Origin of the sequence: Heyndrickxia vini (assembly GCF_016772275.1) — a bacterium.
Lineage (GTDB): Bacteria > Bacillota > Bacilli > Bacillales > Bacillaceae_C > Heyndrickxia > Heyndrickxia vini.
The window spans coordinates 3,274,683-3,297,533 of record NZ_CP065425.1; the positions used below are offsets into that span (position 1 = coordinate 3,274,683).

A 22,851-nucleotide genomic window follows, 5' to 3' on the forward strand; every position below is an offset into this window, starting at 1 on the left:
TTTTCTCTACTCTTCTCAAAAACTATCTAAATCACTCCATGTGCGATCATGGCATCGGCGACGGTAATGAATCCTGCGATATTTGCTCCGATTACGAGGTTGCCGGATTGGCCATATTCTTCTGCACATGTTATAGATTTTTGGTAAATATTTTTCATGATTCCTTTTAATTTTTCGTCGACTTCTTCAAATGTCCATGACATCCTCATGCTATTTTGCGACATTTCTAGTGCGGAAACAGCAACGCCGCCTGCGTTTACCGCCTTTGCAGGTCCGAATAGAATGTCGTTTTTTAAGAAGAGTTCAATTGCCTCCAATGTCGATGGCATATTGGCCCCTTCCCCGATTGCCTTGACTCCATTTTCAATTAATGTTTTTGCAGCATTTTCGTCGATTTCATTCTGTGTCGCACACGGAAGTGCGATATCACATGGGATTGACCAAATATTTGTACAACCTTCCACGTATTGTGCATGTGGGAGGATATTCACATATTCTTTAATTCTTGTTCTCTCGACTTCTTTCAATCGCTTAACAGTCGCTAAATTAATACCAAGCGGGTCGTAAATATAGCCATCCGAATCGCTGCATGCAACAACCGTTGCACCAAGTTGAGCTGCTTTTTCCATCGCGTAAATGGAAACGTTCCCGGATCCGGATACGACTACAGTACTTCCGTTAAAGGACAAATGATGATCCTTTAGCATTTCCTCTACAAAATAAACCGTTCCATATCCCGTTGCTTCGGTTCTTGTCATACTACCTCCATACCCTAAACCTTTTCCTGTAAGAACGCCTGATTGGAAGCCACCACGAATTCGTTTATATTGACCAAATAAGTAGCCAATTTCCCTTGCACCGACCCCAATATCTCCAGCCGGAACATCCACATCTGGTCCAATATATTTACTTAATTCGGTCATGAAGCTTTGGCAAAATCTCATAATTTCCCCGTCGGATTTTCCTTTTGGATCAAAATCTGATCCGCCTTTACCACCGCCAATTGGCAAACCAGTTAATGCATTTTTAAAAATTTGTTCGAAACCAAGAAATTTAATGATACTCGCATTCACTGTCGGATGAAATCTTAGCCCGCCTTTATAAGGGCCAATACTGCTATTAAATTGAACACGAAAGCCCCGATTAACCTTAACTTTTCCATTATCATCCACCCAAGGAACACGGAAAGTAATAAGTCTTTCAGGTTCTGTAATTCTTTCTAATATCCCATGTTCCATATATTTCGGATGTTTACAAATAACCGGCAAGAGCGAATCCAAAATCTCTTTAACAGCTTGAATAAATTCGGTCTCATATGGATTTCTTCGTTTAATTTCTTCATATACTTCATTTACATAATTTTCGGCAGTCCTTTGTTGCTCATATATATTTTCATGCTCGCTTGTAATCATCCCGTTAACCCCTTCTATTTTATCATTATTATAAATTTTCCATCATTTTCAAAGTGAATTCCAATAGTAAAAATAGATAAGAATCATGCCAAAATGAGAACGATCCACTGTTTCACAAGCTAGACAAAATCAAATTTTTTTTCAAAGGAAGATTGAATTATAATTAAACTATTCAATTATGTTTTTGTTAGAAATTCCGAGCAACCTGAATACACGTAGACTTATTCTATTCAAAACGCAGAGTGAATTGGAGCGGAAGGAACTTGACTCCTGCGGGAAATAGAGGAAAAGTCGAGACCCCGCAAACGCGGGAGCGCTGAGGAGGCTCGACTTCCTCCCCGCGGAAAGCAAGTTCCTGCAGCGGAAAGGAACGGTCTATTAAAAAGGCTTACAAAAACATCCATTAGAAAAGAGCCGATAATTTATAGGAGTGAGTAGCTTGAAAACAGTCGTTGTCATTGGCGGAGGCATTACAGGACTTTCCTCAATGTACTACCTTCAACAATTAAAAAAAACAGCAAACATCGAATTAAATTTACAATTAATTGAAGGAAATGATGAATTAGGCGGAAAAATCCATTCCGTCCAAACAGATGAATTTATTATGGAAACAGGAGCCGACTCCATCGTTGCTCGTAAACAAGGAGTAGCAGAACTATTAAAAGACCTACATTTACATAGCGAAATGGTCAATAATGCAACAGGAAAATCATTTATCTACCACCATGGACAATTGAAACCAATCCCTGATGATACTGTATTTGGAATACCCATGAGCAGGGAAGCATTATTTAACAGTGAATTAATTTCCGAAAATGGAAAAAATGAAGCATTAAAAGATTTTACAACTAAAAATGAAGAGTTTACAAAAGATAGTTCAATCGGACAATTCCTCGAACATTTCCTCGGTAAAGAAATCGTCGAAAACCAAATTGCACCGGTGCTTTCGGGTGTGTATTCCGGAAAATTAAATGAACTAACGTTAGCCACTACCCTTCCCTATTTATTAGAGTATAAAAATAAATATGGAAGCATTATAAATGGCCTATCCGAAAACAAAGAACGATTTCAATCTGCCGATAACAAAAAATTTGTCTCATTTAAAAACGGGTTATCTACATTAATTAATCGCCTTGAAGGTGAATTAACAAGTGTTGAAATAATGAAAGGTGTCAAAGCTAAAGCAATTACACACAATCGAAATGGATACACCGTTACATTAGAAAATGAGAAAACGATTCACGCGGACTTTATTGTGCTTAGCACACCACATCAAGTGGCACAATCCATTTTACAAAATGAAGTACTTGATGAAGAGTTTAATCAGCTAGTCAACTCATCTCTTATTAGTGTGTATGTAGGTTTCGACGTTCCGGACGAGAAACTCCCGACTGATGGAACTGGTTTTATCGTACCTAATGGTAGTGATCTTGTCTGTAATGCATGTACATGGACAAGCAGAAAATGGACACATACATCGAAAAACAATCACTTATTATTACGACTCTTTTATAAAAATACAAATCCTGCCATCTTTGAACACTTAAACAACTTAAATGAAAAAGAATTAATCCAAGTCGCCTTAAAGGATATCGAAAAAAGTTTAGGAATAACTGGAGAGCCAATACATTCTGAAGTAACAAAATGGACTGATTTAATGCCTAAATATTCCTTAACCCATCGAAAAACCATTGAATTCTTAAATGAAAAAATAGCTGAACTTTATCCGAACATCACTCTTGCCGGCTGTTCCTATTACGGTGTCGGAATTGCAGATTGTATAATGAATGGAAAAGAGACAGCGAAACAATTAATCGAACAAATTTCAAATAATAATTAAACGAAAAAGCATGTACCAATCATAGTAAGTAGTTCCGATAACGTGGAGAAAATCTAAAATCGTACTACAAATAACATAAGATTATATCGTTAACAAACAAAAGCTTGGGATATTCCCCAAGCTTTTATGTGTTAAAATTTATTTGTTTATTTAAAGGAGAAGTTGTATAAGTTCATTAGATGTTAACCCGAGTTTTAGAAATAAGCGGAGAAATTTCTCTTAATTAAGAAATAGCACTAAAACTACCATATATAGGCGGAAAGATTCCGACTATTAGCTCTAAAAACGTGAAAATAAGTAATTTTGCTTTGCTTAATCGGAAAACCTCCGCTTAAATACCCCGAACCGAGCTCTATTCTTTTGTTTAACCGTAAATATCCGCTTATTTTGATGATCTTTAATTGCTCAAAAAAACATCAATTATCTACTTTAGTAAAAAGATCAACATAAATAGTAATTATCAGACTACTCGGTATATCCTCCCGTTACTATCATAGATACATGCTTTTTTTCACCAAACGCCTAACACATCTAGCATAACCGCAATGATTAGCAATGGAGCAACATAGCGAAGAAGGAAAAACCATGCTTCAAATAGTCCCTTTTTCAGTTTGCTGCCCTTTTGAAGTTCTTCATACAATGCGGTTTTTTTCATTTTTAATGGAACAAAAATTGCGATAAGCAAAGATCCTAGCGGCATTAATATATTACTAACTGTATAATCCATTAAATCGAAAAATGTTTTCCCAAACAAGGTGATATCTCCTAACACACCATATGAAAGGGCAGATGGTATGCCAAAAACAAAGATGGCTAGACCGATGATCCATGACCATTTCTTACGTCCGTTCGGATTTCCTTTAGATATAACCGAAACGATGATTTCTAACATCGAAAAAGCAGACGTTAGAGCGGCAAATAAGAAAAGAATTAAAAATGCGATAAAAAACAACATACCAAATGGTAAATGACTGAAAACTGTTGGAAGTACATTAAATAAAAGTACCGGTCCTGCCCCAGGCTCTAACCCCATGGCAAATACTGCCGGGAAAATCGCTAGTCCTGCTAATAGGACAATGACTAAATTCATACCAACAATCGAAATGGCGGAACGCGGCAAGCTTTGACTTTTCGGTAAATACGAACTGTAGGTGACCATTACTGAAACACCGACACTTAAAGTGAAGAACGATTGCCCCATCGCCTCTAAGATTGTCTTCGATGTTACTTTTGAAAAATCAGGTTGCAATAAGAAGGTAACTCCCTCCATCGCCCCATCTAATGTAACAGCTCGTACAACAAGCAAGATAAATAAAATAAATAATGCCGGCATCATAATTTTGCTTGCTTGTTCAATTCCTTTTTGAACTCCTTTAGCAACAACTAAGATTGTAATAAGCATAAAGAGGAATTGAACGATCAAACTAATCGTTGGATTTGAGATTGTAGTTCCAAATACATCTGCATATTGCGCAGAACTAAGGCCGTTCAAATCACCTATGATGGCTTTGAATAAGTAAATGATAATCCATCCACCGATGACACTGTAAAAGGATAGCAAAATAAAACAAGTTACCATGCCTAGAATTCCAATCCAATACCATTTCGTTCCAGGTGCGATTTTTCGATATGAAGCGATAGCATGATCTTGTGTTGACCGACCAATTGTAAATTCAGCTAATAATAACGGCAATCCGAGTAATAAAGTAAAGACGATAAAAATTAGAAAAAATGCTCCGCCGCCATTTTGGCCAGCTATATAGGGGAATTTCCAAATTGCCCCTAAACCGATAGCTGACCCGGCAGCTGCTAAAATAAAACCAAGTTTTGATGACCATTGTTCTCTTTGACTCACGTGTATTCTCCTCTCAGATGTTCTACATGATGCCTTTGTTGCTCAACGTTGATCTGAGCGGAAATGGCAGGAACCATGAAAAGAAACTAGATGTTTAAATTAATTTATTTTTGAATGACTTTAGTTCTTCTATAAATTCATGAAATTGCGGGATATCCATTTGCTGCGCCGAATCGGATAAAGCAACCGCTGGATCTGGATGAACCTCAGCCATTACTGCATCCGCTCCTATTGCTAAAGCTGCTTTCGCAGTAGGCAGTAGTAAATCCTTTCTTCCTGTTGAATGAGTTACGTCGACGACAACTGGCAAATGTGTTTCTTTCTTTAATATTGGAACTGCGGAAATATCTAACGTATTCCGTGTTGCTTTTTCATATGTTCGAATTCCCCGCTCACATAATATAATTTGGTCATTCCCTTGTGCAATGATGTATTCGGCTGCATGGATAAATTCATCAATTGTCGCCGCTAAGCCACGTTTTAATAAAACTGGTTTTTTCACCCTTCCTACAGCTTTTAATAAATCGAAGTTTTGCATGTTTCTTGCACCTATTTGAATGACATCGACATAATCGAGAGCAAGTTCTACATCAATCGGATTTAGTATTTCACTTATCACAGCCAAATCATATTCGTCTGCTACTTGGCGTAAAATTTGTAGTCCTTCCACACCTAATCCTTGGAAATCATACGGAGATGTTCTCGGCTTAAATGCTCCGCCGCGCATTAATTTTATCCCTTGTTCTTTCATTGCTTCTGCAACTAGTCTTACTTGTTCCAAGCTTTCTACTGCACAAGGTCCCATAATAAAGGATTGTGTTCCGCTACCTATTAATTCACCTTTTATATCAACAATTGTGTTTTCTTTTTTCTTTTTCCGGGAAACTAATAGTGCTTTACGATTATCGTCTTCTTGCAATTCTAAGCTTGCTTTAAAAATACCTTTGAAAATATGTTGTAATGTTGAGGTTTCAAAAGGACCTTCATTTTGTTCTGCAACCATATCTAACACTTCACGTTCTCGAATTGGATCAAAACGTTTCGTGCCTTGTAGTTTTTTTATCTGGCCAATTTCTTGAACGACTTTTCCCCGTTCATTTAGTAAATGTAATAATTGTGAGTTAATTTCGTCCACCTTTTGTCGCAACTGTTGTAAATCATTATTCCCCATTAAAAACCCTCCTAATTTGTAAGTAATTTTTATAATAGCTAAGTTAAACTTGGTTGTTGATTTCCGCTGCAGGTACTCGCTTTTTCGCGGTTCTGCGGTGAGCCTCCGCGGGCGCTTCGCGTCTGCGGGGTCTCACCTTTCCCGCTAATCCCGCAGGAGTCTCGTACCTTCCGCTCCAATCAACATGACGTTAATATCACAATTGAACTTTAACAAAGCCTTTATAATAAAAAAGCCCCTACTGAATAAATCAGTAGGGACGATGTTTATCGCGGTACCACCCTAGTTGCAAAAGAATATTCTTTTGCCACTCTCTTTTGTTAACGATCGATTATCGACCGTCCTTCCTCTTCTTTATAAATGGAAGGATGCTCCGGAACCCGAAATTCGTGTTTATCTTTGTGCTGATTTACACCAACCATCAGCTCTCTTTAACAGGGAGATAAACATTACTATTAATTCCATCATTGCGTGTATATATTTAAATGCAAAAAGTCCCTACTGATTAATATCAGTAGGGACGATAATTATCGCGGTACCACCCTAATTGTAGATGATAAAATTCATCTACCACTCAACATTGTTAACGATCATTACGACCGGCTTTTCCTTCGTAAAAACTCGGAAAAGAAGCTCCAGGATTGAAATTCTAGTTTATCTGTATGCTGATTTACACCGGCCATCAGCTCTCTAAAATAGTGAGATAAACAATACTTAGTTCCCTTCAAAACTTTATATTATTTAAGTATGATTTGTATTATAAAGCTTCGTTTAAAATATTGTCAACACTTTTTAAAATTTTTTTACATTTTAATTAAGAAACTGTTCTTTATATTGGTTAATAATTAAATCAGGATCATTATTTTCGCCTTCTAATTGGCGTTTACGAGCAGCTTTATTTACTTGCTCATCCGCATGATAACTTGAGCGCACCATTGGACCTGCTTCACAATGCTTAAATCCTTTTTGTAGAGCAATTTCTTTTAACTCTGCAAATTCATCTGGATGGACATAACGTTCTACTTTTAAATGTTTTTTTGTAGGTTGTAAGTATTGGCCAATTGTTACAATATCCACACCATGCGCAAGCAAATCATCCATCGCTTCGATGATTTCTTCTTTCGTTTCTCCGAGTCCAACCATTATACTTGATTTTGTTGGTGTTTGAGGACTGATTTCTTTTACCCTTTTCAAAAGTTCTAAGGAACGATCGTAGGTGGCTTTTGCACGAACACGTTTCGTTAAACGACGAACAGTTTCAATATTATGATTAAAAATATCCGGACCTGCATCCATTAATGTATGCAGACTTTCATAGTCACCCTTCATATCAGATGGGAGTACCTCAACTGTACATGAAGGAACACGGCGTCGAATCGCACGGACCGTTTCAGCAAAAATTGCCGCACCACCATCAGCTAAATCATCACGTGCAACAGCAGTAACCACACAGTGGCGTAAGCCCATTACTTCCACTGATCTTGCGACACGTTCTGGTTCTTCCCAATCCAATTCCGTTGGCAAGCCCGTTTTTACTGCACAAAAACGGCATGCACGGGTACACGTATCACCAAGTATCATAAATGTCGCTGTTTTGCGAACAGCCCAGCATTCATGGATATTTGGACATTTTGCTTCCTCACAAACGGTATGCAATCTTTCTTCCCGCATCATTTTTTTCAAGCCTGTATAACTTTTATTCGTATTTAACTTGATCTTTAACCATTCAGGTTTTCTTAAGTATTCTTCGTTTTTAGCCACTATGTACACTCCTACCTTTGAAAAGTATATTCCTCATTTGCATATTTACTTTGCATAAGTTCTTCTACTTCTTTTAACATCTGGTTGTTCGGTTCATATGTAGTTAAATCAATATTAAGTCCCTTTTTAATGCCTTCGGTGAATGCGTTCTTTATTTCATCTATTGTTGTTTTTCTTCCTAAAATTTGATTAATCGTTACTGCTTTTTGTGCAAATCCAGTTTTTGTCTTATTTTTTACTTTCTCATTCGGAAATACAAATAGATCATATAGTGTATCAATATCGATTTCCATTGGAATGGAGCCATGTTGTAATACGACGCCTTTTTGCCTTGTTTGTGCACTTCCCGCCGCTTTTTTCCCATCAATCTCGAGCTCATACCACGAAGATTCTTCAAAGCAGACAGCAGTACCTGACTTTCCGATTGGCGTATCCGGAACAGCTAAATCCGCAGAAATACCTAGTTCCCGATATCCTTCTAATATTCCTTGAGATAATACCCGATAGGCTTCAATTATCGAAGGCGACATCTTTTCATGTTTTTCACTAATTATCATGCTGTAAGTCAATTCTTGATCATGTAAAACAGCCAGTCCGCCAGTTGGTCTGCGAACAATGTCGATTCCTTTTTCCTTTGCTGCTTTGGCGTTTATTCTTCCTGTTGTTTTTTGAAAATGACCTAACGATAGTGCCGCAGGTTCCCATGTATAAAAACGGAGAACCGGAGGAATTAGGTCTCGTGAATGCCAATCAAGAAGAACCTCGTCCATCGCCATATTGAAAGCTGGAGATTGAACTCCGGAATCAATAAAATACCAAGTTTCGCTCATGTGCTTCACCACCTAAAACTTTCAATAAAAAATGAGTCGGAATTAATTAAGAAAAAATATATTGGAATAATTTTCTTCCTTTTCAATCAATTTTTATGATAGCATTGTAGCGAGGTTTGTCAATAACAGGAACGAAAGGAAAATGTCATTATGGATAAATGAGTACAAAGGAATAGAAGGAAGTCTATCGGATTACTTATATATTATTTTTAAATTCAGATACATTATAACGAAACCTTAGAATTTATCCCCACTGACTTAAAATCTACAACCTCCCCCTTTTCATAAACAAAGTGATGTTCATAAACAGAGGAATCGTACAATAATTTGTCTAGAAAGTACTTCACATTCGCCATTCCTAAGTTTTCAGGATGGAGAACCCAGTTTATATCCTTCCAGTCTAGTATTCCTTCATCTGTTTTTATAGGTGTGTAGTAATCATAGGTTTCGGGCAACTCTGCTACAAAAGCATACATCCCGCCCGCATCTTTTCCGTCTACCATCCAAGTAACCGTACCTTTATATTCTATTTTCTCTATCTGCAAGCCAGTTTCTTCATCTATTTCACGTAACACACCTTCTAAAGGTGTTTCGCCCTTTTCTATTTTACCGCCAACGCCGTTCCAAATTCCCATCCATACTGGTTTATGTCGGTTCAACATGAGAAGTTCATGGCCTTTTTTAATAAAGCATATGGTGTATTTAAACATGAATACTTATCTTCCCTTCAAGAAATAGATAAATTATCAATCTGCCCCTCATATTATACAATACATATAAAGTTTCAATAGTTAAAAAATTCACAAGGTGTCAGGCACCATCTGTGGACAAATGTACACAAGCGGTGCCTGACACCTTTTCTTTTCACACATATATTATTCCATATAGTACATAAAGCCGATTGCACCTGCACCTGTGTGTGTGCTGATGATTGGGGTGGTAATTTCTATTTCGATGTTTTCAAAGCCGGTAGCGGTGAAAATAGCGTGCTTTAGTTTTGATACAAGTTCATAACTTTCTGCATGTGCGATGCCTACTTTTTTAATCGTTTTCCCCATTGCATCTTCAACTAAGCTTTTCACTAAATGCTTTACCACTTGTGCATGACTTCTCACATTTGCAATGGGATTATATACCCCATTCTCTAATGAAGCAATTGGTTTAATATGCAATAATGATCCGATTAACGCTTTTCCTTTGCCAATTCTTCCACCCTTCACAAGGTTATCGAGCTTTTCTACTACGACATATAGCCGCGTTTGTGATCGTATTTTTTCCAATCTCATGAGGATTTCATCAACGCTCTTTCCCTCTTCAGCCATTATTGCTGCTTCAACAACTTGAAAAGATAGCGCTTTCGAAATAAAGATAGAATCAACCACTTTCACCTTTGCCTTTGACAGTGCTGCAGCATTTTCAGCGGCATTGACTGTCCCACTCAATCCACCAGACATATGAATGGAAAGCACATCATAGCCCTCTTCGCCCAATCGATCATATAGCTCCAAAAACACACCTACCGGCGGCTGAGAACTTTTTGGAAGTTCCTTTGCTTCACTCATTTTATGAATAAATTCAATTGGAGTTATGTCAACTCGATCCAGATAAGTTTCCCCATCAATAAACAATGATAAAGGAACAACTTCGATCCCATACCTTTCGATCATTTCATTGGACATATCAACTGTCGAATCAGTAACTATTTTTATTTTCCCCATTCCATTACTCCCTCTAAAAAGCTCATATTATATAGGCACATATTTAGAAACTTTGCTTTTTGTTTTGCAAATAGCGCACCTTAATTATCTAAATTTAATTATATATCAGGCAATACCAATAACTAAATAGGAGATTACATACAGTTATGACAAAACACAAAAAATTAGCGTATTAGCATGCATTTAAATGAAATCGACACGATACAAGTCAGTAGATGCAAAAAATATGGGTAAAATATGATATAGTAATGAAATGAGTGGTGATTTGATTGGATATTAAACATTTGCAATATTTTTTAGAAGTCGCGAAATATAATAGTTTTTCCCTCGCAGCAGAACATCTGTATATTACACAGCCAACGATTAGTAAAATGATAAAAAATTTAGAAGTAGAGTTAGGTGTTGCTCTATTTGATCGCTCGCGAAAAAAACTTACACTGACTGACGCTGGGGAAATTATACTAGAACAGGCAAAGCTTATAGACAATGCCTTTCATAATTTAGAAACAGAATTAAGTAATCTTTTAGGTCTTAAAAAGGGACATATTCGAATTGGCATTCCACCAATATTTGATGCGCAATTTCTTCTTCAATTAATCGGTTTATTTCATGAAAAATATCCTGGTATAACATTCCAACTCGGTGAAGATGGCTCAAAGAAAATAGAGGAAGATGTAAATAATAATCTTTTAGATGTAGGTGTAGTCGTGCTTCCAACGAACAATGAGTTATTTCTTCATTTCCCGTTCATGGAAGAAGATTTAAAACTAATTCTTCATCCCTCCCATCCATTAGCTGAAAAATCGAAAGTAGAATTAAAAGAACTGGCAGGGGAATCATTTATCCTCTTCAATAAAGATTTTGCTTTGCACGATCGAATTATCTTCGCTTGCAACAGTGTAGGTTTTAATCCACATATTATTTCTAAAAGTTCTCAATGGTCATTTATTGAGGAAATGGTTTCTTGGAAACTTGGGGTATCACTTTTACCGGAAAGTCTTTGCCACCATCTTAGTAAAAATGTAAAGGCAATAACTGTTGTTAACCCCTCTATCCGTTGGGAACTCGCGATAATTTGGAACAAAAATCAATATCTATCCTTCGCTGCGAAGGAATGGCTCCAATTCACAAAAGAAAGTCTTTCGATAGATCTCTCCAAAAAATAACTTGATATTCCATTCTAATTCCTAGCCGATTGGTTAGGATTTTTTTGATGGATATCACAATTTCAACGATTGTAATGTCCAAATTGTAAAATTGCATATCAGATGATTCATGGACATAAGCGTTTTCATTGATAAAATCTATACAAATAATAAAATATAACCATTTTACTTAAGGAAATCGGCGACTTACACTAATGGGGTAGACAAAACCCTTTTGAGAAATTCGGCATTTAGAATTTCCAATTGAAAGGAAGTAATAACATGAACGCAAAAAAAATTAAAGAAAGCCGTATCGTTAATACTGCACAAGTATTATCATGCGATTTAAATAATTATAATACGCTATTCGGTGGAATTTTAATGAAAAAACTTGATGATGCAGCAACATTGTCTGCTCGTCGACATTCAAGAGTAAAAGAATGTGTCACTGCATCAACAGATTCAATCGATTTCTTATGTCCAATTCATCAAACAGACTCCGTGTGTGTCGAGTCATTTGTTACCTATACCGGCAGAACTTCCATGGAGATATTTTGTAAAGTGATTGCTGAAGACATTATGACTGGTGATCGTCGTATTGCAGCAACGGCCTTTTTAACATTTGTTGCTTTAGATGAAAATAAACGCCCAGTGGAAATACCTGGCGTTATTCCTGAAACAGAGGAAGAAAAATTTCTCTACAACACTGGGAAAGAAAGAGCAGAGATGCGTAAATTAAGAAGACAAAAAAGTAAAGAACTAGCTGGATACATTAACCTTGAGAAACCTTGGGACAAATAAGGGGAGAGACATTATGCTAACACTTTCAAGTTTGGAAGAGATTCAAGCAGCAAAAGAAAGTCTTGGAAAATTGCAAACAACATATCCAAGCCTTTTTGATAAATTAGTGCATGTTGTTAATTTAACAAGAGCATTTCAATTTAAATACCACTATATGGGATGCATAGTTATGGATGAAGATCCAAGCTATTATTCCCCCAATTTTGTACAAGGATCAGTTATCCGCTTGTACAAAAAAGAAGTACAACTATTAAAAGATGACGAGAATTTTCATATCGTCGAACAAATATTTGCCGATTATAAACGAATTGGCTATGCCAAAATCAGCCTACTCATTCAAGGCTCATCACCCGAATCATTAATGGGTGCCCCCGTAATACAATAATCATCCCCCAAAAAATAAAAACCAATCACCATTTACTTTAACTCTACACACTGGTGATTGGTTTTTGTTTTGATGTCTTTTTGGTGCCTGGCACCCCCTGTGGACATTTGTCCACGAACGGTGCCAGGCACCGTTAAAATTTTTTGATGGGGATTGGACTCGAGTTGAAGGATGCCGGGGAATCGATTTGGTCACGGTCATCGACAAAGCTTTGAGGGTTGATGAATGTAGAATCGTCCCCATTATTTACCCCATAGCCTTGCGTTTTTTTGTCCGAGTTATTCCAATCCGCTAGTAAATTTTGGCCAACATTCACGGCGGATGCATTTTCAAAAGAATTAATTTTTAACATAAAAATATTTATATTGATGGAAGCTCCCTTCATTTTATAACCTCCTTTTTACAGAATATATTATCCCTATCTGCCTTTTATGTAATAAAACATATACTTAGTCTGTGATTTCCCTCATTTATCGGTAATGAAAAAACTATTTTACTAATAGGATATATAGATGTCACATTTATCATTTACTATAGTGTACTTGCTTAGGATCATGCATGTTAGGGGGGAGAAAAGTGGATCTGGAAAAGCTAAAACAATGGATGGAAATCTCACAAAAATATCAAAACGGCAACTTTTGGGATATGATATTTGATCAGACTCCTTTTGAACCTCTAATGAAAGAATCGTCATATGGACCTCAAGAACAAAAATCACATACAAGGAATTCTTCTTTTCCCATCGTTGATATTTATCAAACAGATACACAAATAATTGTGTTACTCGAATTACCAGGATATCGAAAAGAAGATGTTTCACTTTCCCTCTCTGGTAATAAATTAGTTGTGAAAGGGTCATCCCATTTACCAATTGCAAACGCAATAACCATTCAGAATGAACGGAGATACGGAGATTTTGAAAGATTAATAGAACTTCCAGAACCAACTAAAAGTAAAGATATCCATGCTCGATTTGAAAATGGACTTCTAATCGTTACATATATGAGAAAATACACAAATGAAGAAGATATACCTATTACGTAAATTATTCAAAACACGAAGCCCGCTCCCTTCTCTTTTGTCTTACAACTATTTGTTTGTATCAACGTGATTTTTTTAACTATTTTTATTTATAGTTAAAATATTTTTTAACGTATTGGCTGTTCGTCATCATTCTTAAAAAAGTGTGGGGAAAATTATTATGTCTATTAAAGGATTTTTCAATCAAAAAGAAAATAATGATGACATTCAAAGTCTTAAATTAAACATCAATGAACTGAGGAAACAGGTAGAGAACATCAATACATATGAGCCTCAGTTGAAAAGATTGATTAAACTTGAGCCTGCTATTTTGAAATTAACTGATCAAAAGAAAAGAGCATCATCCAGCACTCAAACGAAGGACCATAATAAATTAAATGAGCAAACATTAAAACGACTGGAGATAGATATTTATTCAAAAGTTGCCAAGTTTATCTCCAATAAATTAAGTCCCCTTCAACAAAATTTAATCGATATGGAAACTCGATTAGGATTGATGGAAAAGGAAAACATTCTCCTGAAAGAAATAATAAAAAAACAATATGAACAAATGAATGAATTCGAAAATAGAATTGTCCGAATAGAAGAAAGCACAAAACCGATTGGGCCTGAACCGACTCAAACAACATCCGATCAACCAAACCCCGATCAACAGCCAATCATTATCCAAAAAGTAAACATTGAAAAGATCCTTTTGGACAAATATGAACAAACCAACAATTTTGGACAACTAGGAATTAAAGAAATTAGTGGACAATTGAACATCGGCGCTACCTATGGAAAAGGCATCATCCCTGCAGAACTGGTCGAAAATCTTAAAGAAGATTTAGATGGAATTAAGAAATCACAGGCATCCCCGCCAACTGAAGAAGAATCAAGCAGCGAAAACATCGATGAAACGCAAACCCAAACCCAAGAAAAACAACCCAACACCAACAAACATAAACCAACACACCACCAATACGACCAAAATCAAAACTTCGATGACATCCCCATCGAATAAAGTGTCAGGCACCATTTATACATAATTCGTAATTTTTATACCCTTTTTTGCATAAATGGTGCCTGACACTTTTGGGAAGATGGTTGTTTAAGGGGGGTGACAGGTGCCTTTGGTTTTCTATATAATATAGGTCAGATGTTTGTTGTAGTGGGAAAGGGGAAGATGTGTTATGGCTCGTCAACGTATTATTGATGAACGATTGCTAATGAAGGCGACGGAGGAACTTTTATTAGAAAAAGGGTATGATGGATTTCATTTTAAACTTCTTTCTGAGCGTTTAGGTGTCGGAAGAAGCACAATATATGAGTATTATGCTAATAAAGATGAATTAATTGCCTCATATATGGAAGATTTAATGACAATCATTATTGATAAATGCTCCAAGTTAGATATCGTTCACTCTCCTATCCAACAATTAAAAGGATTGCTTGAAATTTTCATCACTTATTCTCAAATTCATCAATTCATCCAATATATTCCTCAGCTTAGACGAATTGAAACGAATGAAATGAAAGTGCACATGGAAAAATTGGATCAAGACCATCGAAAACTTTTTTCACTTATTGTGGATATTATTAAAAATGCCCAAAAGGAAAAATATGTAAGAGCCGATTTACCTCCAGAATTAATTACAAGTATTTTCTTCAACTCTATTCAGATACCTAAATCACTTGAAACAGACCAAAAGGATTGGACTGAAAAGCTTTTTTCAATTATTTATGAAGGGATAGAAAAACGTTGAATTTTATTTGACACGTGTGTCGGAATGTGAAATAATAATTTCGCAATTGCAATTAATATTTTACAACAATCCGACACGTGTGTCATTTTATTTAGCTAAACATATTTTTTTGAACATTTCCGACACATGTGTCAAAAAAAGGAGAAGAAATTTTAATGAGTAAATTTTTGCAGTCCATCACTACCTTTTCCAGTGACAAAAAAGGTTCGAAAATTATCGTCCTATTGTGGATTGTCCTTGCTTTTCTTTTAGCAAGTGTGGCTCCAGGTGCAAAGGAATATTCCACCAATAAAAATGGCTCTGATTTACCGAATGATGCGAAATCAGTTATTGCAGATAAAAAACTTAAACAATATTTCAAAAATGATAGCGGCCTTCCAGCGTTATTAGTATTCAAACAAAAGAATGGGATCACTAATAAAAGTAAAAAAGAAATTGGCCATCTTATCGATTCCATATCAATTTCGAAAAACTATCCAAATGTAAAAGATGTTATTCCATACAGCACACTCCCATCAGCTGTTCAGGATTCTCTTCTTTCAAAGGATAAAGACACATTAGTCGCTCCCGTTATGTTAAAAGATAATATTGAAATGCATACAATAAACGATACAATAAGGCAATTTAAAAAAGAAGGAAAAAAAGAGTTATCTAAACAGCTTAAGCTGTATGTAACAGGTCCGGCGGGAATTGCATCTGACACACTGGAACTCTTCTCAAATGCGGATTTTGTTTTATTGTTTTCAACCGTAGGTATTATTTTAATTCTCTTAATTTTTATCTATCGCTCCCCTCTTCTTGCCCTTATCCCGCTTATTATTTCAGGGATAGTTTACGAAGTGGTTGATAAAGTGATAGGGCTAGCAGGAAAACAAGGAATGAGAATCGAATCTCAATCATTATCGATAATGATGATTCTTCTTTTTGCAGCAATTACCGATTATTCATTGTTTGTTTTTTCACGCTATCGTGAGGAGCTTAAAGTAAATTTAGATAAATATTCAAGTATGAAGAAAGCTATGAAAAGCGTTGGAGAACCAATTTTCTTTAGTGCAGGAACAGTCCTTGCTGCAATGCTTATTTTATTTACAGCTGTTTATAAACCATATCAAAACTTTGCGCCTGTATTCTCCATTGCAATGGCGATTATATTAATTGCTGGTATTACATTAGTTCCTGCTTTTTTCACTCTATTTGGAAGAAAAGCGTTTTGGCCTTCTATCCCTAAATATGGGGAAAAGAAAAATAATCAAAAAGGAATATGGTCAAAAGTAGCCAATTTCGTTACGAAGAAGCCACTAGTTTCGGGGGGAATTGTCCTCATACTATTAGTTGTCTCCGCACTTAATATGACAACTATCAAGTATTCTTTTAATCTCATTAAATCTTTCCCGGAGGATCTTGAATCAAGGGTTGGTTTTGAAATACTAGAGGATTCTTTTACAAAAGGGGATTTAGCCCCAACAGACATCCTTCTCACTATTGATAAAAAAGGGGATATAACGCAAGAAAAGGTAAATACTTTACTAAGTGAACTCGGAAAACAAAAGGAAGTAGATAAAGTCACCATTGGATCTGAAATGGATCAAAGAAAAAGTTCACCGGAAGATTATTTCTTAGAAAAAAATGCAATAAAATTAAAACTAACATTTAAAAATAATCCATATGAAATAGATTCATTAGATGCGTTAGACCATTTAAGAGATACGGAAAAAAACCTATTAAATAAAAGTAACCTATCTGCAAAGAGTTCCCATCTTTATTTTGCGGGTGAAACAGCGAAGCAGGCCGATGTTCGTAATCTAAATGATCGTGATACATCCTTAACAGTAGTATTAATTACGGCTTTAATACTCATATTGTTAATCGTACAAACACGTTCGGTCGTCGCACCCATTTATATGATTGCTACAATATTAATCTCGTATACTTCAGCAATGGGAATTAGTCAATTTATTTTTGACCATTTCCTTGACATGCATGCAATGAGCTATCGAATTCCTCTATACGCCTTCGTCTTTCTAGTAGCACTAGGGGTAGATTATAACATCATGCTAATGTCACGTATTAAAGAAGAGCTGAAAACTTACGATTTAAAAACAGCCGTCCAACGTGGGGTTACACTCACTGGAGGAGTAATTTCATCTGCCGGATTAATTCTAGCTGCTACTTTCGGCGTATTAATGACTCAACCAATTCTTGAGCTATTTATGTTTGGCTTTGTTGTCGCTATCGGCGTTTTAATTGATACGTTTATCGTCCGTGGCATACTTGTTCCAGCAATTGTTCTACTAATTGGGAAGTGGAACTTCTGGCCAAGAAAATTGAATACCAAAAAAATTGAAAAAGGATGATTTACTATGGATCGCACAAAATTATTGCTTAGAATGTCAGCGTTATATGGTGTTATTGGCGCAGTCCTTGGTTCACATATGGCGGCATCAAATGCCTATGCATTTCGCCCAGTGCATGCTCATATCTTGGTTGTCGGTTGGTTATCCTTATTTGCCTTTGCGATTTATTATCGTGTTTTCAGCATTCCAAAAAAGTCAGTTCTAGCTACCATTCATATTTGGACAGCAATTGTTGGATCTTTTGGCTTAACCGTCGGAATGTGGCTCTACAATATGAAGCCAATTAAAGGAATAGAAACATTTAATCTGCTATTCTTTATTATTGGAGGATCTCTCTTAATTATTTGTTTCATTGTTTTTTTATTAATGACTTTCATACAAGGACGACATCTCGGAGAAGAAAAATAAAAATGAGAGGAATTGCAGGCATCCTAAGTGCCTGATTCCTCTCATTTTTTGCCCTTTTACCAATGTTTTTGAAAAACTCGGATTTCACTTCCCAAAAGGAATTTATTAAAATTAAATTTATTTTAGCTTTCACTCCAACAATTTTGCAAAGTCCGAAATAGTCGTTGAATTTTTTACATAAATTCGCGGTAAAAGATAATTCTCATCGGCTAGCCCTTTTTCAATGAACGCTCCTGGTGTGGTTGTAAGTCCAAAGGAATAGTATTTTTTCGTATCCTCGACAACGCGTTTATTATAATTTCCATATGGATATGCCAGTGCAATCACCGGTTTCCTTGTAATTTGTTCAATTTTTTCCTTGGAATCTTTTAATTCATAGTCGATATTTTTAGCTTTCGTTAAATCTGGATGGGTTGCTGTATGCGATTGAACTGAGAACATGCCCGAGTTACTCATCATTACTAAATCCTTTTTTGATAACCGGTTCGAGCGGCCGATAAAATCTGAAATAACAAAAAGTGTCCCTGAAGGTTTAAACTGATTACTTTTTACTTTTTGAAAAATCTTGTACGCATTTAAATTATTTTTATATCCGTCATCAAATGTAATAAATACGGGCTTTTTAACATAGTTTATATCTTTCCATCTTTCAAAGGTTAATAATGTATAACCATTATTCTTTAAGTAGATCATTTGCCTTTCAAGGTTTTCAGGTGTTACATACAATTCCTTTGAACCAGTGCCTGCATATTCATCAATTGAATGATAAATCAAAATTGGTACTTTCTGTTTGCCTAGCACCCCTATTGGAAACCCAAAAACACAAAGGATGATGGCTAATAGCATCACCTTTCGCATAAACTTGCACCCCTTTTTTAAAAAAATATCGTTTATAGTATCCCTAACATCATTCTTTTTATGAGAAAGATATACCTTAATTTCCGTAAATTTACCTCTTAGTCTTTCTTCAGCAATATTTCCATTACATAGTAAATAGATTATACTTATGACAATACGAATTTAGGAGGTACACGATGGAAAACGATCGTTCTGAACAAATGGAAACACAAAAAAAGAAAATTAGCTTACAGGAAGCGATGAAACAACAGCTACAAAATAAAAAGGGTCATACAAATTCCGGAAATTCAAATAAAAATACCCTTCCCACAACAAAAAAAATGAAAAGCCAGCAAACGAAAAAAACAAATAACCAAAGAAGAAGAACGGGAGTATAATGAACGGACAAAATCGAAAAGACATTATACCAGGTACCCAGGTCCGCATTGTTCTAAAAAAAGATCAACGAACCGGAAATTTGACCGCCGGAACTGTCCAAGATATTCTTACAAATTCAAGTTTTCATCCACATGGAATCAAAGTAAGACTTACAGACGGGCATGTTGGCAGAGTAAAGGAAATTATGGTAGGTCCTCATTAATTAAATGATGATGGACTTGCCTTTTTTTTACCTTTTTCAAAATCAATGCTGCTAAGAAAAGCGCAAGCGACTTGCTCATCGACGTAAAAACTGGAAGGACTTTGACTGAGATAAAGGAAACAGATGAGCCTGTAAGGCGAATCGATGTTGACTTATCGTAGGGAGAAGTCCTGAAGTTTTCTAGTCGATAGGCGCTGGAGCTAGACAATGCAGTTATTTATTAGGAATATTAACTCTATAAAATTTATATTTTCTTACCTTTGTAAAAAAAAGATGTCCTTTCATTAAAATAGTCTTGTATAAATAAGGCGGCGGCGAAAATATCATTTTTTACACCTTTCCCCTATCAAATAACTATAATAAATTGAAGTTAATTTCTCTATTTCCCTAGAAAGGATGGGTGTATTTGAAAACAACCGAATTATTTGATCTAACGAATAAAACGGCTATTATTACAGGCGGCAGCAGTGGCCTCGGCTCACAAATGGCCCTTGCTCTTGCAGAAGCCGGTGCAAATATTGTCATATGTTCACGCAATATCCAAGCATGCCAAGAAATGAGTGACTTATTAAATCAACAAGGATACCATTCCATTGCCCTCAAATGTGACATTACAAATCAAGAGGACATCGATTACGTTGTTGATGAAACAATAAAAAACTTCGGTACAATCGATATTTTAATTAATAATAGCGGAACGTCTTGGATTGCCCCTGTACTTGATATACCAGCAGACAAATGGGACAAAGTCATGAATGTAAATCTAAAAGGCATGTTCTTCTTTTCACAGGCAGTTGCAAAAATCATGAAAGATCAAGGTGGCGGAAAAATTATTAACATATCTTCTGTTACTGGTCTTTTTGGAACAAATCCGGCTTTTCTTGATTCCGTCGCTTACAATACGAGTAAAGGTGCTGTCGTTTCTCTAACAAAGGACTTAGCCGTTAAACTCGCTCAATATAATATCCAAGTAAATGCAATCGCACCAGGTTTTTTCCCTACTAAAATAACAAAAGCATTAGACAAAGCAACCACTATCATATTAAGTAAAATTCCTGCAAAACGTTTTGGGACCGACCAAGATTTAAAAGGCTCCGCACTCTTCCTATCATCCAAAGCATCTGACTATATCACCGGACAACTATTGGTAGTTGATGGTGGATTGACTACAAATCTATAAAGTAGAAAGGAGTTACAACAATGTCCGATAAACAATCATTAGATATTTATCGTCTGATCAAAAGGAACGGATTTCTCCTCGAAACAAAAATTAATCAAGCAATCCAATCACAGCTTAATCATGAGGCAATCATCAGACAGTTCGGTACACATAGTAAAGTTTCGGCAGCAGTTATACGTAAACTTCAAAATTCAATCGAATCTATCTCAATTCCTTTCAATTTTCCTACTAAAAATGATGTAGCCAATGCGACAAAAATTACTATCCAAACCGAAGAAAAAGTAGACCTAATCGATGAAAAAGTAAATACAATCTTACAATCATTAGAGGAACTTAAACAATTAGCCTCAGAAGGTGTAGAGCAACATGAATAAATACATCCACAAGGCTAAAAAAGAAGTGCAAAGATGGTCCGGCTTCAGCAAAACGCTGACCACTCCTGTCAGCTACTCAGGCGTATCGCGTGAAGCCATTTGGAAGAAAAATAAAGCAACGTTATGGTATTACGAACCACCTGTCAAAAACTATACGATCCCTATTCTACTTGTCTATTCCATAGTTAACCAACCAGATATATTAGATTTAGATCCAGAAAACAGTTTAATTCAAGCATTTATCGATGATGGCTTTGAGGTTTATTTGCTTGATTTTGGTACCCCAGGATATGAAGATAAAGACTTAACCCTCAATGACTATGTAACAAAGTACATTGAAAAAGGGGTCGGAAGAGTTCTTACTCACTCCGGAGCGGATGAAATTTCAGTGATGGGCTTCTGTCTTGGCGGAACTTTGGCTGCTATGCATGCGAGTATCACCGATCAACCAATCAAAAACTTAATTCTTTCCTTAACGCCAATCGATTTTCACGTTTTTCCTTACTTTAATCAGTGGAAAAAACCGTTGACAGAAAAAAATACGAATTTTGACCCAATTTTCGATTCAATCGGTCTTATCCCCTCACCATTTATTGAAGGCGGCATAAGGCTAATCACCTCCCCAGTCTATTTCTCCCCATACTTATCACTATTAAATCGGGCATATGATGACCAATATACAATGAAATGGAGCAGAATGAATGATTGGACCAAAAGCCATATCCCACTTTCAGGTGCGGCGCTGAAACAATTGTTTAACGATTTTGTACGAGACAATAAATTAATCAACGGAAATCTAGTCATTGATGAAAAAGATGCTAATTTATCTAATATTAATGCCAACCTATTAGTTATTGGATCGCAGTTTGACAAACTAGTTCCTCCAGAACAAATACGTCCAGTTATGGATTTAGTATCAAGTAAAGACAAAACTTTTCACATGTTAAAGATGGGCCATGCAAGCTTACCAATCGACGGGAAACTCCCTCCCTACCTAAGCGAATGGCTATCTCTTCGTTCTCATTCAACCGAATAGACAAAATAAAGGAGGTATTCGCATGATTTACAATCTTGAAGAAATTCAGCCTCTCAAAAACCATTGTGAACTAATTGGCTACCTAGGCTTCGCCGGAATAATCTTCACTATATTTTGCTAAGTAAGAAAGGATGTTAGGTAAACCTAGCATCCTTTTTATTTTGGTTCCTTCTAAAAGATTGCTGCTTTACTTTGAACACAAAATAATATTGAAAACGCGGAGTGGATTGGAGCGGAAGGAGCTTGACTCCTGCAGGACATAGAGGAAAGGTCGAGACCCCACAGGCGCGAAAAGCGCTGAGGAGGCTCGACTTCCTCCCTGCGGAAAGCAAGCTCCTGTAGCGTAAAGGAACGGAC

General features: G+C 36.2%; 23 protein-coding genes and 2 other annotated features. Of the genes, 14 read left to right on the forward strand and 9 right to left on the reverse strand.

The features are described from left to right. Positions 1-26 precede the first annotated feature (26 nt). Positions 27-1,412, reverse strand: coding sequence for an NADP-specific glutamate dehydrogenase (gene gdhA, locus I5776_RS16400; RefSeq protein ID WP_202777414.1), 1,386 nt, complete (start codon positions 1,410-1,412; stop codon positions 27-29). Between the two features lie 439 nt (positions 1,413-1,851). Here gdhA and I5776_RS16405 point away from each other — a divergent pair, with 439 nt between their 5' ends. Beyond that, on the forward strand, positions 1,852-3,252 hold the full coding sequence (locus I5776_RS16405) for a protoporphyrinogen oxidase (RefSeq protein WP_202777415.1): 1,401 nt from the start codon (positions 1,852-1,854) through the stop codon (positions 3,250-3,252). A 511-nt stretch (positions 3,253-3,763) separates the two neighbouring features. Here I5776_RS16405 and I5776_RS16410 read toward each other — a convergent pair. The 6 genes from I5776_RS16410 to I5776_RS16435 form a co-directional block, all read right to left on the reverse strand. Then, positions 3,764-5,107, reverse strand: coding sequence for a sodium-dependent transporter (locus I5776_RS16410; RefSeq protein WP_202777416.1), 1,344 nt, complete (start codon positions 5,105-5,107; stop codon positions 3,764-3,766). A gap of 94 nt (positions 5,108-5,201) precedes the next feature. Beyond that, the gene (locus I5776_RS16415) at positions 5,202-6,278 is read right to left on the reverse strand and encodes a bifunctional 3-deoxy-7-phosphoheptulonate synthase/chorismate mutase (protein WP_202777417.1); all 1,077 of its coding nucleotides are present in this window, start codon (positions 6,276-6,278) and stop codon (positions 5,202-5,204) included. 252 nt (positions 6,279-6,530) lie between these two features. Next, positions 6,531-6,755 (reverse strand) — a binding site (T-box leader). Between the two features lie 36 nt (positions 6,756-6,791). Continuing rightward, positions 6,792-7,015: a binding site (T-box leader), on the reverse strand. Positions 7,016-7,088: 73 nt separating this feature from the next. Further along, positions 7,089-8,039 carry a lipoyl synthase gene (gene lipA / locus I5776_RS16420; protein WP_202777418.1) on the reverse strand — a complete coding sequence of 317 codons (951 nt, stop codon included), beginning with the start codon at positions 8,037-8,039 and terminating at the stop codon, positions 7,089-7,091. An 11-nt stretch (positions 8,040-8,050) separates the two neighbouring features. Continuing rightward, positions 8,051-8,869: a lipoate--protein ligase family protein gene (locus tag I5776_RS16425; RefSeq protein WP_202777419.1), complete on the reverse strand. Its 819-nt coding sequence runs from the start codon at positions 8,867-8,869 to the stop codon at positions 8,051-8,053. 224 nt (positions 8,870-9,093) lie between these two features. Further along, entirely contained in the window at positions 9,094-9,579 is a 486-nt protein-coding gene (locus I5776_RS16430; protein ID WP_202777420.1) for an NUDIX hydrolase, read from the reverse strand. Between the two features lie 165 nt (positions 9,580-9,744). Then, positions 9,745-10,587 (reverse strand): DegV family protein, encoded by an 843-nt coding sequence (locus I5776_RS16435; RefSeq protein WP_202777421.1) that lies wholly within the window; start codon positions 10,585-10,587, stop codon positions 9,745-9,747. A gap of 269 nt (positions 10,588-10,856) precedes the next feature. Between I5776_RS16435 and cidR the strand changes: the two genes are divergently transcribed. The 3 genes from cidR to I5776_RS16450 all read left to right on the forward strand — a co-directional run bounded on the left by cidR (position 10,857) and on the right by I5776_RS16450 (position 12,918). Further along, the gene (cidR, locus tag I5776_RS16440) at positions 10,857-11,753 is read left to right on the forward strand and encodes a cidABC operon transcriptional activator CidR (RefSeq protein ID WP_202777422.1); all 897 of its coding nucleotides are present in this window, start codon (positions 10,857-10,859) and stop codon (positions 11,751-11,753) included. Positions 11,754-12,014: 261 nt separating this feature from the next. After that, a complete protein-coding gene (locus I5776_RS16445) occupies positions 12,015-12,533 on the forward strand; it encodes an acyl-CoA thioesterase (protein ID WP_202777423.1) in 519 nt (172 codons plus the stop codon). Between the two features lie 13 nt (positions 12,534-12,546). After that, positions 12,547-12,918 carry a hypothetical protein gene (locus I5776_RS16450; protein ID WP_246483820.1) on the forward strand — a complete coding sequence of 124 codons (372 nt, stop codon included), beginning with the start codon at positions 12,547-12,549 and terminating at the stop codon, positions 12,916-12,918. 133 nt (positions 12,919-13,051) lie between these two features. Here I5776_RS16450 and I5776_RS16455 read toward each other — a convergent pair whose 3' ends face one another. Then, positions 13,052-13,303, reverse strand: coding sequence for a hypothetical protein (locus tag I5776_RS16455; RefSeq protein WP_202777424.1), 252 nt, complete (start codon positions 13,301-13,303; stop codon positions 13,052-13,054). A gap of 191 nt (positions 13,304-13,494) precedes the next feature. On the opposite strand from I5776_RS16455, the gene I5776_RS16460 reads away from it, so the two are divergent. The 5 genes from I5776_RS16460 to I5776_RS16480 all read left to right on the forward strand — a co-directional run bounded on the left by I5776_RS16460 (position 13,495) and on the right by I5776_RS16480 (position 18,466). Continuing rightward, positions 13,495-13,962, forward strand: coding sequence for an Hsp20/alpha crystallin family protein (locus I5776_RS16460; RefSeq protein ID WP_202777425.1), 468 nt, complete (start codon positions 13,495-13,497; stop codon positions 13,960-13,962). A 157-nt stretch (positions 13,963-14,119) separates the two neighbouring features. Beyond that, positions 14,120-14,962 carry a hypothetical protein gene (locus I5776_RS16465; RefSeq protein ID WP_202777426.1) on the forward strand — a complete coding sequence of 281 codons (843 nt, stop codon included), beginning with the start codon at positions 14,120-14,122 and terminating at the stop codon, positions 14,960-14,962. 169 nt (positions 14,963-15,131) lie between these two features. After that, on the forward strand, positions 15,132-15,704 hold the full coding sequence (locus tag I5776_RS16470; protein ID WP_202777427.1) for a TetR/AcrR family transcriptional regulator: 573 nt from the start codon (positions 15,132-15,134) through the stop codon (positions 15,702-15,704). Positions 15,705-15,859: 155 nt separating this feature from the next. Further along, positions 15,860-18,058: an MMPL family transporter gene (locus I5776_RS16475; protein WP_202777428.1), complete on the forward strand. Its 2,199-nt coding sequence runs from the start codon at positions 15,860-15,862 to the stop codon at positions 18,056-18,058. A 6-nt stretch (positions 18,059-18,064) separates the two neighbouring features. Continuing rightward, the gene (locus I5776_RS16480) at positions 18,065-18,466 is read left to right on the forward strand and encodes a hypothetical protein (protein ID WP_202777429.1); all 402 of its coding nucleotides are present in this window, start codon (positions 18,065-18,067) and stop codon (positions 18,464-18,466) included. Positions 18,467-18,595: 129 nt separating this feature from the next. Here I5776_RS16480 and I5776_RS16485 read toward each other — a convergent pair whose 3' ends face one another. Then, positions 18,596-19,324, reverse strand: a complete 729-nt coding sequence (locus I5776_RS16485) for a polysaccharide deacetylase family protein (RefSeq protein WP_202777430.1) — start codon at positions 19,322-19,324, stop codon at positions 18,596-18,598. Positions 19,325-19,500: 176 nt separating this feature from the next. On the opposite strand from I5776_RS16485, the gene I5776_RS16490 reads away from it, so the two are divergent. From I5776_RS16490 to I5776_RS16510, 5 genes are all read left to right on the forward strand, one after another. After that, the gene (locus I5776_RS16490; protein ID WP_202780897.1) at positions 19,501-19,701 is read left to right on the forward strand and encodes a hypothetical protein; all 201 of its coding nucleotides are present in this window, start codon (positions 19,501-19,503) and stop codon (positions 19,699-19,701) included. Beyond that, a complete protein-coding gene (locus I5776_RS16495; RefSeq protein ID WP_202777431.1) occupies positions 19,701-19,904 on the forward strand; it encodes a YwbE family protein in 204 nt (67 codons plus the stop codon). Before I5776_RS16490 ends, I5776_RS16495 begins: the two co-directional genes overlap by 1 nt. A 406-nt stretch (positions 19,905-20,310) precedes the next feature. After that, entirely contained in the window at positions 20,311-21,084 is a 774-nt protein-coding gene (locus I5776_RS16500) for an SDR family oxidoreductase (protein WP_202777432.1), read from the forward strand. Positions 21,085-21,104: 20 nt separating this feature from the next. Next, on the forward strand, positions 21,105-21,458 hold the full coding sequence (locus I5776_RS16505; RefSeq protein WP_202777433.1) for a hypothetical protein: 354 nt from the start codon (positions 21,105-21,107) through the stop codon (positions 21,456-21,458). Beyond that, positions 21,451-22,494, forward strand: a complete 1,044-nt coding sequence (locus tag I5776_RS16510) for an alpha/beta fold hydrolase (protein WP_202777434.1) — start codon at positions 21,451-21,453, stop codon at positions 22,492-22,494. The genes I5776_RS16505 and I5776_RS16510 overlap by 8 nt, the downstream gene beginning before the upstream one ends. The last annotated feature ends 357 nt before the right edge of the window (positions 22,495-22,851 follow it).

Coding starts and splice junctions, on each gene's coding strand:
- gdhA (WP_202777414.1), bottom strand. CDS start 1,412: ATGATTACAAGCGAGCATGAAAATATATATGAGCAACAAAGGACTGCC.
- I5776_RS16415 (WP_202777417.1), bottom strand. CDS start 6,278: ATGGGGAATAATGATTTACAACAGTTGCGACAAAAGGTGGACGAAATT.
- I5776_RS16425 (WP_202777419.1), bottom strand. CDS start 8,869: ATGAGCGAAACTTGGTATTTTATTGATTCCGGAGTTCAATCTCCAGCT.
- I5776_RS16430 (WP_202777420.1), bottom strand. CDS start 9,579: ATGTTTAAATACACCATATGCTTTATTAAAAAAGGCCATGAACTTCTC.
- I5776_RS16435 (WP_202777421.1), bottom strand. CDS start 10,587: ATGGGGAAAATAAAAATAGTTACTGATTCGACAGTTGATATGTCCAAT.
- I5776_RS16445 (WP_202777423.1), top strand. CDS start 12,015: ATGAACGCAAAAAAAATTAAAGAAAGCCGTATCGTTAATACTGCACAA.
- I5776_RS16450 (WP_246483820.1), top strand. CDS start 12,547: ATGCTAACACTTTCAAGTTTGGAAGAGATTCAAGCAGCAAAAGAAAGT.
- I5776_RS16455 (WP_202777424.1), bottom strand. CDS start 13,303: ATGAAGGGAGCTTCCATCAATATAAATATTTTTATGTTAAAAATTAAT.
- I5776_RS16465 (WP_202777426.1), top strand. CDS start 14,120: ATGTCTATTAAAGGATTTTTCAATCAAAAAGAAAATAATGATGACATT.
- I5776_RS16470 (WP_202777427.1), top strand. CDS start 15,132: ATGGCTCGTCAACGTATTATTGATGAACGATTGCTAATGAAGGCGACG.
- I5776_RS16475 (WP_202777428.1), top strand. CDS start 15,860: ATGAGTAAATTTTTGCAGTCCATCACTACCTTTTCCAGTGACAAAAAA.
- I5776_RS16480 (WP_202777429.1), top strand. CDS start 18,065: ATGGATCGCACAAAATTATTGCTTAGAATGTCAGCGTTATATGGTGTT.
- I5776_RS16485 (WP_202777430.1), bottom strand. CDS start 19,324: ATGCGAAAGGTGATGCTATTAGCCATCATCCTTTGTGTTTTTGGGTTT.
- I5776_RS16490 (WP_202780897.1), top strand. CDS start 19,501: ATGGAAAACGATCGTTCTGAACAAATGGAAACACAAAAAAAGAAAATT.
- I5776_RS16495 (WP_202777431.1), top strand. CDS start 19,701: ATGAACGGACAAAATCGAAAAGACATTATACCAGGTACCCAGGTCCGC.
- I5776_RS16505 (WP_202777433.1), top strand. CDS start 21,105: ATGTCCGATAAACAATCATTAGATATTTATCGTCTGATCAAAAGGAAC.
- I5776_RS16510 (WP_202777434.1), top strand. CDS start 21,451: ATGAATAAATACATCCACAAGGCTAAAAAAGAAGTGCAAAGATGGTCC.